We start from the raw sequence: 13,066 nt of genomic DNA, 5'->3' as shown, positions 1-13,066 counted from the left end.
GATGACGGTTGCCCTCCGTCGTGTCGTCTCGCTCCCGGCGCCGCGAAAGTCTCGTCCCGGACGCTACGCGCCTCCAACGACGAACGTCAATTTCTCCGACTGACGGTCATGCATGCCCGTCGCTACGCTGCGGCCTGCCGGAAAGCGCTGCGCCTACCGGAAAGTGCTGCGGCCTGCCGGGACGTTTCGCGACGGGGGGGGGTACGCATCCCGGCCGACCTGAGCGTGGTCGGCTTCGACGACCTGCCGGTCGCGGCGCCGGTCGAGCCGCCGCCGACCACGACGCACCAGCCGCTCGCCGAGATGGCCGCGACCGCGACCGAGTTGGCGCTCGCGCTCGGCCGCGGCGAGGCGGACACCCGGGCCGGGCTGGAGCCGGCCACCACGCTCACGGCGCGGGGCAGCACCGGGGTTCCCTCATAGGGCATCCCACCGGGCGTCCGCAGGTCGTACCGTCGGAGGGGTGGACAACCGAGCCGAGGTGCGCGACTTCCTGACCACCCGCCGCGCGAAGATCACACCGGAGCGGGCCGGGATCCCGGCGGCCGGCCAGCGGCGGGTGCCGGGGCTGCGCCGGGCCGAGGTCGCGGCGCTCGCCGGGATGAGCGTGGAGTACTACGCGAAGCTCGAACGCGGCGCGCTGGCCGGTGTCTCCGCGGGCGTGCTCGACGCGATCGCCAGGGCACTACAGCTCGACGAGGCCGAGCGCGGGCACCTGCTGCACCTGGCGCAGGAGGCCAACGGCAGCAACGCGCTGATGCGCACGCCGCGCCGGCCGAAGCAGTGGACGGTCCGGCCCAGCCTGCAGTGGACGCTGGACGGGATCACCAGCCCGGCGATCGTGGTCAACAGCCGGTCAGATCTGGTCGCCGCGAACCTGCTCGGCCGGGCCATGCACAGCGACCTGCTCCTCGACGGGACACGGCCGCCGAACTTCGCCCGGTTCACGTTCCTGGACTCGGCGGCACGCCGGTTCTACCCGGACTGGGACCTGTTCGCGGACATGACCGTGGCGAACCTGCGCACCGCGGCCGGCGTCGACCCGCACGACAAGGGGCTGCACGACCTGGTCGGCGAGCTCTCCACGCGCAGCGACGACTTTCGCCGGCGGTGGGGCGCGCACAACGTGCGCATCCACGGGACCGGCGTCAAGAATTTCCGGCACCACGTGGTCGGCGATCTCTCCCTGGCCTACGAGACGATGGGCTTGCGCGCGGAGCAGCACCTCAGCATGACGATCTACGCGGCCGAGCCGGGGTCGCCGTCCGCGCACGCGCTCGCGCTGCTCGCGTCCTGGGCCGCGACGGAACAGGTCGCGGAGTCCACAGTGTGATCACACTTCGCCGTCAGATCTTTACGAACAGCGATCTTGTTTCATAGAGTGCGGCCACTGAGCTTTTCGATCTGGCGTACCCGGGCCGGCGGCTGCCGCCATGCCGTCAGCCGCACAGGCCAGGTTGAAAAGGCGAATTGCCCGTCCGACATGGGGGTTCACGTGGCTTCACCGTCATTGCGCGCGCTCGGCGCCGTCTCGCTCGCCGCCGCGCTCGTGCTGCTCGCCGGGGCACCGGCGGCCGCGGCGTCTCCGGCGTCGCCTCTCGAGGCTGCCAGCGCGCGAGCGGAAGCGACCGGGCAGCGGGTCGAGGTCGTGTCCGAACGCACCGAATCCAGCCGGGTCTACGCGGAGCCGTCCGGGCTGCTGACCCTGGAGGCGAGCGTCAACTGGTACACCGGATCGTCGGGCTGGGCGTACGCGTCGAGCGACAACTCGGCGTATGCCTCGACGTCCGCACCCGTCGGGTACAACGAATCGAACGGGCTGATCTACCGCTCGTTCTTCACGTTCCCGGCCGGCGCGCTCGCCGGCGCGACCGTGCAGAACGCCTACGTGCAGATGCTGCTGGAGCACTCCTGGTCGTGCACGCCCACGCCGGCCACCATGTGGTCGGCCGGCGCGCTGACCGGCACGCCCCGCACCGCGTGGGCGACCCCGCTGCAGAACCGGCTCGCCACCGTCTCGGCGAACGCGAACAGCAGCGGCGCGTGTGGCAGTCCGCAGCCCCGCACCACCGTGAACTTCGCCGGCAGCCCCGTCCTCGGATGGATCCAGACCGCCGCGACCGCCGGCGCCACGGACGTCACGGCCGGATTCTCCGCCGCGGCCGCGGACGGCACCGGTGAGAACACGGTCAACCGGTGGAAGAGGTTCTCCACGGGTGACGCGCGGCTGATCGTGTCCTACGAGCCCCCGGTCACGCGGTAGCCCGGTACGACTCGATGATCGGGCGTCCCGCATGCCGCTCTGCCGGCGCGCGGGACGCCCCGCTCACCGAGAGAGGCCGAGCAGCCGTTCCAGGACCCGGTAGCGGTAGGCGAGGCTGAGCGCGGCGAACCACGGCACCAGCGACAGCAGCACCACCTCGAACACCGGGCCGGCCGGGCCGGTCAGGCCGAAGTACGACCACAGCGCCGGCACCAGCAGCACCGCGCTGAACGCGACCATCAGCGCCACCACCAGGATCGCGGGGCGCCGGTCACCGGTCGGCGCGGTCCAGGCCGCGAAGAATCGGGCGGGCGGCGCGAGGAACAGGATCAGCAGGAACGACGCGTAGCAGAAGAACGTGGACAGGCCGGTCTGCGCGCCGATCGTGGCGGCCGCGACCGCGAAGCCGGTGTCCGTGCCGTACGTCAGACCGGTGTAGCGCTCGAACTCGTGGATCACCTCGGCCGGTGTGCGCCCGGAGCTGAAACCCCGGCTGATCCCCTGGTACAGCGCGGTGTAGATGGCGGTGCCGAATCCGGCGGTGACGATCGCGGCCGGCAGCACGAACCGGCCGAGATTGCGCAGCAGGTGCGGGTCGGGCCGGGCCGGCGCGGCCCAGAACGTCAGGAACGCGGTCGGGATGCCCACGGTGAACAGCGTCAGGCCCACCTGCGTGGGCGTGTACGGGAAGCCCAGCCCGAGCATGGTCACCGCGAGGATGACCAGGCCCTGGCTGCCGACCCGGGCCAGGAACACGTACAGCGAGATGCCGATCCCGCCGATGATCCGCCGGCCCTCCTCGCGCGCCGGCGGCAGCACCGCGAACGAGTCGCCGGTCAGCACGATGTCGGCCACGTCGCGGGTCACCGCGCTGCCGCTGCGCATGGCCACGCCGACCTGCGCCTGCTTGAGCGCGCGGGCGTCGTTCACGCCGTCGCCGATCATCGCGACGTAGCGGCCCTGCCGGCGCAGCGACCGCACGATCCGCTCCTTGTGCTCCGGCGCGACGCGGCCGAACACGGTGGTCCGGTCGACGAGGTCGTCCAGGCGCGCGTCGTCCAGGTCGTCGAGGTCCGCGCCCCGCACCGGCTCGCCCACGTCCAGCCCGGCGCGGGCCGCGATCGCCGCGACCGTGCGCGGATCGTCACCGGAGAGCACCTTGAGCGTCACGCCGTCCTCCCGGAACCGCGCGACCGTCTCCACCACGTCGCCGCGCAGCTCGTCCGCGAGCGCGACCAGCGCGACCGGTTCCACGCCGGTGAGCCGCGGTCTCCCGTCCACGTCCCGCAGACCGGCCGCTCTCGCGAGGATCAACACACGCAACCCCTCGCGGGTACGGTCGGCGACCGCCTCCGGCACCTCCGGCAGCAGCGCGGCGGGCGCGCCGAGCACCCAGGTCCCGCCGTCGGTGCGTAGTCCGGACCAGCGCAGCGACGACGTGAACGGCACCTCGTCACGGACCGTCCACGCCTCGCCGGGCAGCGCGGCCGCGATCGCCGCGCTGGTCAGGTTCGGTGCGGTGACGCTGCGGGCGAACCCGCCGAGCGCGGCCGCGGCCCGGTCTCCGTTCTCTCCGCTCGTCTCGCCGCTGAGCGGAACCACCTCGGTCAGGGTCAGGTTGCCGGTGGTCAGCGTGCCGGTCTTGTCGGTGCAGACCACGTCCACGTTGCTGACCGACTCGACCGCGTTGACCTGCTGCACCAGCGCGCCACGCCGGGCGATGCGCACCGCGCCGGTCGTGTAGGCGAGCGCGATCAGGAAGAACAGACCGTACGGGATCAGACCGGACAGCACCGCGGTGATCTGCACGACGCGCAGCAGCGTGAAGCCCTCCAGCGCGGCCTGCGCGATGATCGCGCCGCTCATCAGCGTGGTCAGCAGCATCACCAGCCGCACCACGAACTCGATCCGGCGCTGCAGCGGCGTCACGTCCGTGCTGGTCCGGCGCGCCTGCGCGGTCAGCCGCCCGGCGTGGCTGTGCGCGCCGACGTCCCGGGCGAGCTGGTGGCCGTCACCGGCGACGCAGTGGCTGCCGGAGAGCAGCACGTCGCCGGGCTCCTTGACCACCGGATCGGCCTCGCCGGTCAGCAGCGACTCGTCCGCCTCGACCCGGCCACCGGCCAGCAGCGGGCCGTCCACCACGATCTGATCGCCGGACCGCACGCGCAGCATGTCGCCGCGGACCACCCGGTCCGGGCCGATCGTCCGCTCCACGCCGTCCCGGACGACCACGACGGTCGTGCGTTCCAGCAGCTGGAGCTGGTCGAGCTTCCGTTTGGCGCGGACCTCCTGCACCGTGCTGATCACCGCGTTGATCAGGCCGAGCCCGACGCTGATCAGGGCGTCGCTGTAGCGTCCGAGCGCGAGCAGCGTCGCGCCGATCACGAACAGCACCAGGTTGAAGAACGAGAACACGTTCGTCCGCAGGATCTCGCCGTAGCCGCGCGACCCACCGCGTACCGCCGTGTTGGCCTCACCCCTGCGCCGCCGCGCCTCCGCCTCGGCCTCGGTCAGGCCGAACGCGTCCGCCAGGACGGCCGTCGCCCCCTCGGCCCCCGCCGCCGTCTCGGTGTGCAGCTTCATGCGCTCGTCAGCCTTCCGGATCGGCCACTCCCCCAACCGATCATGCCGGGCATCCGGGCGCGCTCCCGGCGAAACGCGCGTACCCGCTCCGATTTCCGCCGATCGAGGCCCGCCTCGATGAGCCTGCGCTCGGTGACGCAGGCGTTCTGAACCCACGGCTCGTCCCGCTCGTCCTACTGCCGGGATCGCACACGCGGTCCCGGAAGCGTGCGCGAACGCGCCGGGTGAAATGAAGGTCAACTGTGCCGGGAACAGCCGAACGGGTCAGGGTCGTCGTCGCGGGGCTCGGTGACACCGGGCTCATCGCCGCGATCAAACTGGCCCGGCATCATCGCCTTCTCGACCTGGTGGGGATCACCACGAAGGCGGCGTGGCTGAGCGGCCGGGACGTCGGTCTGCAGCTGGCCCGCCCCGAACGATGGGCGGACCAGTACAACATCGCGTTCTCCCGCTTCCCGGCCATGGACCGGGTCCGGCAGGTGCACGGCACGGTCACCGGCCTCGACGAGGGCGCCCGGGAGGTCACCGTGCAGACGGCCGACGGCGCCACCACCCGCGAACCGTACGACGTGCTGCTGATCGCCACCGGCGTGCGCAACGGCGTCTGGCGCAGCCCGGACCTGCAGGATCAGGCCGGCATCGACGAGACCCTGCACGCGAGGCACGCCCAGGTCGCGTCCGCCGAGTCGATCGCCGTCGTGGGCGGCGGCCCGGCCGCGATGAGCTACGCCGCTCAGCTCGCCGAGACGTTCCCGGGCAAGCCGGTGTCGGTCTACTTCCCCGGCGACCGCGGCCTGACCCGGCACCACCCCCGGGTCTGGGACACGGTACGGCCCCAGCTCGAAAGGCTCGGCGTGCACCTGCACCCGCACCACCGCGCGGAGACGCCACCCGACCTGGCACCGTCCCCGGGACCGGTCCGCTTCACCACCGGCCAGCCACCGGCCGAGGCCGCGCTCGTTCTGTGGGCGACCGGCCGGGTCCGCCCCAACACGGAGTGGCTGCCGTCCGGCCTACTCGACGCGGACGGATTCGTCCGGGTCGGCCCCGACCTGAGCGTGCCCGGCCATGACGGGATCTGGGCCGTGGGTGACGTGGCGGCCACCGACCCGCTGCGCGCCACCGCCCGCAACTTCGGCGCGCAGCTGGTCGCCCGCAACATCCTGCGGTCGGTGCGCGGCCGGAGCACCCGTGCCTGGCGCCCGCCGTCGCACGCGCAGGGAACGGTGCTCGGCCCGCTCCACGACGGCCTGCAGGTCTTTCACGAATCCGGCAGCTACTTCCGCTACTCCGTGCGGGTCTACGACGCGGTCGAACGGCACATCGTCAGCCGTCTGTACTACAGCAAGACCCGCCCGAAGTAGGGCGCCGGCAGCACCCGTCGTGCGCGGTACGCTGCCGGTCGGCGACGTACGTCTCAGGAGGAACGCGCATGTGCCGCAGCATCCACCCGTTGCACAACTTCGCACCGCCCGCCACCCCCGACGAGGTGCACGCCGCGGCCCTGCAGTACGTCCGGAAGATCGCCGGGACCACCAAGCCGTCCCAGGCCAACCAGGAGGTCTTCGACGCGGCGGTGGCGGCGGTCGTGGCGGCCACCCAGGCGCTCCTGGACGGCCTGGTCACCGCCGCCCCGCCGAAGGACCGCGACGTCGAGGCCGCGAAAGCCCGCGCCCGCGCGGAACGCCGCTACGCCTCCTGACCCCGGCCGGCCAAACCCGGCCGGTCCGACCCGGCCGGTCCGACCCGGCCGGCCAGACCCGGCCGGCCAGACCCGGCCGGCCAGACCCGGCCGGCCAGACCCGGCCGGCCAGACCCGGCCGGCCAGACCCGGCCGGCCAGACCCGGCCGGCCAGACCCGGCCGGGACGGCAAGGCGGCCGACGCTTCACACCCGAAATATCGCCATTACCGACCTGTCGAAGTCGAGGTTCGAGCGGCGGTGGCCGTCCGGGCGCTGCGCGCCCGAAATTTCGCGATATAGGGGTTCGTCGCTGCGGAGCGCCGCTCACTCTGACGCCGAAGGCTCAGTATGGCCGAGGCCGGGAGTTGATCACGTGTCGCACATCGTTGTCATCCAGCGCTTTCAACAACGATTTGCGACACGTGGCCGCTTCCAAGCGACTTATTCAGCGCCGCCCTCGTCAGACCGCGGCCTGCGGCAACGCGGTGCCGGTTCGCTGCGCTGAACAAGACTCCTTGAGGCTTGTTCAGCGGGCGAGCCGAAGCCGCGTCGCCGCAGGCCAGGGCTGTCAGCGCGTAGCGTGCTGAATAACCCTCCTTGAGGCTTATTCAGCGCGGCGCGCCAACGCCGCGTTGCCGCAGGCCGGGCCGCCTGACGAGGGCGACGCTGAATAAGCCTCCTTGTTCATGGTTTTCGGTGCACCGCGAGCATGGCGATGTCGTCCGCGGGCTGCTCCAGACCGAGCAGGGTCATGATCTTGGCGCAGGTCTCCTCGGCCGAGCCGGGGTGGATGGCCGCGGCCAGGCGCTGGATGCCCTCGTCGATGATCTCGGTGCGGCGTTCGACCAGGCCGTCGGTGTAGCAGATGAGCAGGCCGCCCGGGGGCAACGGGATCGGCGTGGTGCGGCGTGCCGGGTGGCTGGGGCGCAGGCCGAGCGGCGCGTCGACCGGGATCGCGACCGGAGCGGCCGGGCAGCCGGGGACGGCCAGGACCGGCGGCAGGTGGCCGGCCAGGGAGAGGCGGACCTCGGTGCGGTCCGGGCTGATAACGGCATAGGCGACGGTGGTGAGGCTGCCGGCCTCGAAGTGGTGAACCTTGTGATCGAGGTGGGTGAGGACCGCGGCCGGATCGGCGGAGGTCAGCGCGTAGGCGCGCAGCGCGCTGCGCAACCGTCCCATCACGACGGCCGCGGCCAGACCGTGGCCGGAGACGTCGCCGATCACCAGTCCGAGACGGTCGCCCGGCAGCGGAAACACGTCGTACCAGTCGCCGCCGACACCGGCGTCGTGACCGGGCACGTAGCGCGCGGCCAGTTCCAGGCCGGCCACGTCCGGCAGCCGGGTCGGCAGCAGGCTGCGCTGCAACGCGAGCGCGGCCGTGTGATCCAGACCCCGGGACACGGCCACGGTGGCCGTACCGATCCGGTCCGCGCACAGTTCGAGCAGCTCGACGTCCTCGGCGGTGAAGCGACGCGGCGTGCGGGTGCCGACGTGCAGCACGCCGGCCACCTCGCCGTCGGCGAACATCGGCACGCCCAGCAGCGACCGCACGCCCGCGTCGATCAGGATCGGGCTGGCGACGTCGGCCGCGGTGACCTCGGCGATCGTCACGGGCACGCCGGTCGATGCGATCCGCCCGGCGAAGCCGGCACCGAGCGGGATCCGGATGCGCCGGCGGACCTCCTCCTCCAGGCCCTTCGCCGCGGTCACGGCCAGCTGGCGCGCGTGCGGGTCGAGCAGCAGCACCACGGCGGTGTCGGCGCCGAGCACGGTGCGGACACGCTCAAGCAGCACGTCGGTCAGCTCCGTACCGCGCAGCCGGGACAGTCCGCTGTCGGTCAGGGCCCGCAAGCGGCGCAGACGCTGCTCCACATCGACATCCTCGGGCGCCGGCACGTGCCTGATCCTACGGCCGTTCCCCCGCGGCGCGGGGGAACGGCACGGCGCTCAGAGCGCGGCGGTCACCTCCGCGCGGCGCGCGGTCAGCCGGTCCTCCAGCGGCTGCGGACGCGGATTGACCGTCCGGATCAGATCGAGGTCGCGATTGCCCACATAGGCGCTGCCGTCAGTCGCCGAAGCCACCCCGTGCGCCGGCACCGGCCGCTTCAGCCGAGACGGGATGTGAGTCGCGAACCGCACGGTGCCATCAGCCCGGCATCGACGGCGGATTGACGCTGCCGCCGAGAGCGACGATCGGCGCGATCGGATCGAAATGTTCCTTCATGTACGACAGCTTTCCGTCGGTCACGGAAAAGAGCGAGATGTAGCTATTCCGATATTGCGTGCCGGTCGAGGCATAAACCGTTTCTGATCTGTAAGTGGCAACAAGGCGACCCTCGTCGCCGCCGATGACATCCACCTTCAGGTCCTTGAAGTTTGCCCTATCCCACCAGGCATCCATCGACTTGAAGAAGGCGATGGATTTCTCGCGACCGACATGCAGACGCGGAAGAAGGTCGGGTGCGAAAGGCATCTCGAAGTAGAAATCATCATGAATCATTCCATCCATCGTCTCGGTGTCCGAAACATCGAGAGCGGCGATGAATCTTTCTACCAGTTCGACATTTCCGTCACTGTTGTCGCTCATAAGTCGCCTTCCCCTACTGAAGTGCAAGCCGAACTCTGATGGCAATTCCCAAAAAACACCCGGTAGCACTACAAGCCCATCGCGCGAATCGTGCGATTCGGTCGGTGGGTCCGGGTTCTGTCGGTGGTCCGGGCCGAGAGAAGTCGATCAGTTGACGATGTCGCCGCCTGTTGCCTCAACGGAACCGCAGGCGCGACCGACTTCTGTCGATTCAACATCGAGACCGTGTCATCGCCCGACTGCCGGCCCCAGGCCGAGCGCCTTCATCAGCACGAGCGGATTCATGAAGTCCTTGAAGTGAGTGAACCTGCCGTTCCTGGTCTCAACCACGTTGATGTACGTCTGGTTGTAGGGACGACCGGAGGCGAGATGAATGTTTTGACCGCGGGCCTCGGCCACCACGAGCGACGGATCGACCGTCTCGTGGAATCGCAGATCGACGAACTCTATCCGGAAGGTCTTCGGGAAGTCGGACATGTAGTTCTTCAACTCCACCTTCCCGGTCAGCCGCGAGGGCTCACCGTCGAGAGCATAAGGGAGTTCATAGACCGCGTCCTCGGCGAACAGATCGACCCACTCATCGATACGCCCGCTGGAGAGGAGTTCGAGATGACTTCTGTACGTCCGCTGGGCAACGATTCGGACATCATCCGGCAGTCCTTCGGTGGCGTTTGTCATTGTCTTGGCATTGCCTTTCCTCTTCTACGGATGAAGCAGGTCGGGGGCGCTTCGCACCGCCGATCGCCCGCGCTCACTCGTCGATCTCACCGAAGAGATCGAGAAGCAACCGAGCCAGGAGATCGGGTGCTCCCACCGAGCGATATGAGCCACTCTGCACCGCCGGAGCCGGACGCTCCATGGTCAAGAATCCTCAATCTTTGTCCGTGCGTCCATTATCCTGGGGGCGTGGACCTCCTGGATGACGTTGTCGGCGCACTTCGCCTCGGTCGTGTGCACACCGCCCTGTGGGTCGTCGAAGACAACGGGACGGCAGACTGGCCCGACACCGCTCATGTCGCCGGGTTCCGCCTCGCCGTGGCAGGGCAGGCCCAGATCGACCTGAGTGGCGGTCCCGTCCTCACCCTCGCGCCCGGGGACCTTGCGTTCTTCCCCCGCGGCAGCGCGCATCGGGTGAGCGTTCCCCCGGGTTCCGGCGGCGCATCGCTGATCTGCGGCGCTTACGACATCGAGGACACGTGGCGCCACCCGCTGTTGGCCGACCTGCCTGATGTATACGTCGTGCGCAGTCAGGCCACGAGCGGACGCCGCCACGAGGCACAGGCTCCTCCGCTCGGCGGGAGTCCGTCAGTCGGTACGGATCCTGACGTCCACCACGAACACCGCGAAGGCGGGGCCTCCACGCGGGCCCTCACCCAGGTCGTCGTTGATGAGATCACTCGATCGCGACCCGGCCGAGACACCATGCTCGGCAGCCTGCTCGACCTGTTGATGCTCTCAGTGCTGCGCGCGTGGCTCAGTTCTTCGGACGCGACCGGCTGGGCGTCGGCGCTGCGCGATCCCGTCTTGGCGCCCGTGCTCAGGGCCATGCACGAACGGCCTGAACAGGTATGGACCGTCGCCGGCTTGGCCACTGAGGCCGCGATGTCGCGATCCGGGTTCGCGCGGCGCTTCACCGATATCGTCGGCGTCCCACCGTTGGAGTACCTCACTCGCTGGCGCATGCAGCTTGCCGCACAACGCCTTCGATCGGATGACGCTCCGGTCCGCAGCATCGCCGCTCAAGTCGGCTACACCTCGGAGTTCGCCTTCTCACGCGCGTTCGCCCGTAACCAAGGCGTCCCCCCGGCCACCTATCGTCGACGATACCGAGACGGCGTCACAACCAAGGCCGCGACGACATTCACCGTGACCTGACGGTGAACAGGAAACCCTGCATGCGTCAGAACGGACAATTGCCCTGGACAGCAGCGAAGGTAGTGGTACTCCGCGCCACACGGAATCGTGACCACATTTCGCCGGCCCCGGCTTCCTACAGCTGCCGGCGGACCTCGGCGAGCAGGTCGGTCTGGGCGCGCCAGTCCGGGCCGGAGACGCCGGCGACCAGGTGGGTGGCGCCGTTCGCGGCGTACTCCGCGATGCGCTCGGCGGCCTCGGCCGGGGTGCCGGTGAGCGGGATGGCCGCGGCGTCGCGGGCGATGTGCCGGTAGGCGGCGGCGATTCGGGTGGCCAGGTCGTCCCGCGTGGGTGTGCCCGGTGCGCCACCGAGCGCGGCGACCGCGCCGATCGTGATGGCCGGTTCGGGCCGGCCGGACGCCGAAGCCGCCGCGACCAGCCGTTCCCGGCCCGCGGCCAGCGCCGCTGGAGTGATCAGCGACGGGAACCAGCCGTCGCCGAGCCGGGCCGCGCGGTCGATCGCGACCGGCGAGGCGTTGCCGACCCACAGCGGCGGCACGGCCACGCCAGGCGCGAGCGTCACCTCGGCCACACCCGGCGCCGTCCCCGCATCGCCGGCCCGCGGCATCGCCGGGCCACAGGCCCGCGGCATGGCTGGATCGCCGGCAGGCGGCATCGCCGGGCCACAGGCCCGCGGCATCGCCGGGCCGCCGGCAGGCGGCGTGACTGGATCGCCGCCGGGCAGCGTCACCGGGTCGCCGGTGAGCAGGGCGGGCAGCAGACGCAGGGCGGTGTCGGTGCGCGGGCCGCGGTCGGGGAAGGGGATGCCGGCGGCGGCCCACTGGGCTGGGCCGCCGCCGGAGCCGATGCCGAGCAGCAGGCGGTCGCCGGAGATCAGCTGAAGGCTCGCGATCGCCTTCGCGGCCCAGGCCAGCGGGCGGATCGCCGGTACGAACACGCTCGCCCCGATGCTGATCCGGCAGGTCGCGGTCGCGGCGACCGCGAGCGCGATCGTGCACTCCACCGTCGGTGTCCCGGTCGCGAGGTGGTCGCCGTGCCAGACGCTGTCCAGGCCGGCGTCCTCCGCGTGCCGGGCCGCCGTGGCCAGGTCCAGATCGTCGCGGCGCTGGACCTCGACCGAGGGCAGGATGACGCCGATCCTCATGCGACCAGGACGACCTTGCCGCGGCCGTGGCCGGTCTCGACCTCGCGGTGCGCGGCCGCGGCCTCGGACATCGGGTAGGTGCGGCGGATCGGGAAGCGCAGCTCGCCGGCGGCGTAGAGCGCGGCCAGCTCGGCGAGCCGGCCGGCGGAGCGCAGGTTCCGCGTGGTGCGGACGCCCAGCTCGGCGGCGCGGCCGTGGTCGGCCAGCGTGAGGATGCGGGTGCGGTCGGCGCACAGCTCCAGGGACACGTCGAGGGCCTCGCCACCGGCGCCGTCCAGCACCACGTCGGCACCGGAAGGGAGCAGCGGGCGGAGGCGGTCGGCCAGGCCGGGGCCGTAGACGACCGGTTCCACGCCGAGCGAGCGCAGATATTCCCGGTTGGCGGCGCTCGCCGTACCCACGACGCGGGTCTTTGATCTTGAGGCTAACTGGACGGCGACTCCGCCGACGGCTCCGGCCGCGCCGTGCACCAGCATCGTCTCGCCGGACGCCGGGTGCAGCAGCTCGTGTGCGATGTGGGCGGTCTGGGCGGCGCCGCTGAAACCGCCGGCGACCTCCCACGGCATCGCGGCCGGTTTCCGGGTCAGCTGGGCGGCGGGGACCACGACGTACTCCGCGGCCGCGCGCATGAAGCCGAAGCCGAGCACCTCGTCGCCCTCCTCGAAGCCTGCTCCGGCCTGGTCGACGACGCCGGCGAACTCGTTGCCGGGGATTCCGGGCAGGTCCGGTTTCAGCCACGCCGGGGTGAACCCGGAGCGGACCGCGCAGTCGATCGGCTGGACGCCGGCCGCGCGCACCCGCACGCGCACCTCCCCCGGCCCGGCCCGCGGTGTCTCGATGTCGTCCCACTCCAGCACCTCGGGCCCGCCGGTCCGCCGGTACAGCGCCGCCTTCATGATGTCCCCCGCCCTCGCCCGTCGACGGGCTCAGT

The 13,066-nt window shown here is 71.1% G+C and carries 13 protein-coding genes; 6 read left to right on the top strand and 7 right to left on the bottom strand.

The genetic code is table 11. The features are described 5' to 3' along the window. The first annotated feature begins 108 nt into the window (after nucleotides 1–108). The 3 genes from J2S43_RS12975 to J2S43_RS12965 all read left to right on the top strand — a co-directional run bounded on the left by J2S43_RS12975 (nucleotide 109) and on the right by J2S43_RS12965 (nucleotide 2,263). A complete protein-coding gene (locus J2S43_RS12975) occupies nucleotides 109–423 on the top strand; it encodes a substrate-binding domain-containing protein (RefSeq protein ID WP_306829218.1) in 315 nt (104 codons plus the stop codon). 40 nt (nucleotides 424–463) lie between these two features. Beyond that, a complete protein-coding gene (locus J2S43_RS12970) occupies nucleotides 464–1,333 on the top strand; it encodes a helix-turn-helix transcriptional regulator (protein ID WP_306829216.1) in 870 nt (289 codons plus the stop codon). Nucleotides 1,334–1,495: 162 nt separating this feature from the next. Further along, entirely contained in the window at nucleotides 1,496–2,263 is a 768-nt protein-coding gene (locus J2S43_RS12965; protein WP_306829215.1) for a hypothetical protein, read from the top strand. 63 nt (nucleotides 2,264–2,326) lie between these two features. Here the strand turns inward: J2S43_RS12965 and J2S43_RS12960 are convergent, their stop codons facing one another. After that, nucleotides 2,327–4,846, bottom strand: coding sequence for an HAD-IC family P-type ATPase (locus J2S43_RS12960; RefSeq protein ID WP_306829214.1), 2,520 nt, complete (start codon nucleotides 4,844–4,846; stop codon nucleotides 2,327–2,329). Nucleotides 4,847–5,088: 242 nt separating this feature from the next. Here J2S43_RS12960 and J2S43_RS12955 point away from each other — a divergent pair, with 242 nt between their 5' ends. Continuing rightward, nucleotides 5,089–6,210, top strand: a complete 1,122-nt coding sequence (locus J2S43_RS12955) for an FAD-dependent oxidoreductase (RefSeq protein WP_306829212.1) — start codon at nucleotides 5,089–5,091, stop codon at nucleotides 6,208–6,210. Nucleotides 6,211–6,278: 68 nt separating this feature from the next. Continuing rightward, the gene (locus J2S43_RS12950) at nucleotides 6,279–6,548 is read left to right on the top strand and encodes a DUF2277 domain-containing protein (protein ID WP_306829211.1); all 270 of its coding nucleotides are present in this window, start codon (nucleotides 6,279–6,281) and stop codon (nucleotides 6,546–6,548) included. Nucleotides 6,549–7,213: 665 nt separating this feature from the next. On the opposite strand, the gene J2S43_RS12945 is transcribed toward J2S43_RS12950, so the two are convergent. From J2S43_RS12945 to J2S43_RS12930, 4 genes are all read right to left on the bottom strand, one after another. Next, the gene (locus J2S43_RS12945; protein ID WP_306829210.1) at nucleotides 7,214–8,425 is read right to left on the bottom strand and encodes a PP2C family protein-serine/threonine phosphatase; all 1,212 of its coding nucleotides are present in this window, start codon (nucleotides 8,423–8,425) and stop codon (nucleotides 7,214–7,216) included. Nucleotides 8,426–8,476: 51 nt separating this feature from the next. After that, the gene (locus J2S43_RS12940) at nucleotides 8,477–8,668 is read right to left on the bottom strand and encodes a hypothetical protein (RefSeq protein WP_306829208.1); all 192 of its coding nucleotides are present in this window, start codon (nucleotides 8,666–8,668) and stop codon (nucleotides 8,477–8,479) included. Between the two features lie 7 nt (nucleotides 8,669–8,675). Continuing rightward, nucleotides 8,676–9,116: a nuclear transport factor 2 family protein gene (locus J2S43_RS12935; RefSeq protein ID WP_306829207.1), complete on the bottom strand. Its 441-nt coding sequence runs from the start codon at nucleotides 9,114–9,116 to the stop codon at nucleotides 8,676–8,678. A gap of 228 nt (nucleotides 9,117–9,344) precedes the next feature. Further along, a complete protein-coding gene (locus J2S43_RS12930) occupies nucleotides 9,345–9,794 on the bottom strand; it encodes a nuclear transport factor 2 family protein (protein ID WP_306829206.1) in 450 nt (149 codons plus the stop codon). 228 nt (nucleotides 9,795–10,022) lie between these two features. Here J2S43_RS12930 and J2S43_RS12925 point away from each other — a divergent pair, with 228 nt between their 5' ends. After that, a complete protein-coding gene (locus J2S43_RS12925; RefSeq protein WP_306829205.1) occupies nucleotides 10,023–10,991 on the top strand; it encodes an AraC family transcriptional regulator in 969 nt (322 codons plus the stop codon). 115 nt (nucleotides 10,992–11,106) lie between these two features. Here the strand turns inward: J2S43_RS12925 and J2S43_RS12920 are convergent, their stop codons facing one another. Continuing rightward, a complete protein-coding gene (locus tag J2S43_RS12920; protein WP_306829204.1) occupies nucleotides 11,107–12,135 on the bottom strand; it encodes an LLM class flavin-dependent oxidoreductase in 1,029 nt (342 codons plus the stop codon). Continuing rightward, nucleotides 12,132–13,031: an NADP-dependent oxidoreductase gene (locus tag J2S43_RS12915; RefSeq protein WP_306829202.1), complete on the bottom strand. Its 900-nt coding sequence runs from the start codon at nucleotides 13,029–13,031 to the stop codon at nucleotides 12,132–12,134. Before J2S43_RS12915 ends, J2S43_RS12920 begins: the two co-directional genes overlap by 4 nt. Between the last annotated feature and the right edge of the window lie 35 nt (nucleotides 13,032–13,066).

This window comes from Catenuloplanes nepalensis (genome assembly GCF_030811575.1).
Taxonomy (GTDB): domain Bacteria; phylum Actinomycetota; class Actinomycetes; order Mycobacteriales; family Micromonosporaceae; genus Catenuloplanes; species Catenuloplanes nepalensis.
Note: the sequence above shows the minus strand (reverse complement) of the source record. Positions and strands in the feature narration are given on the sequence as shown.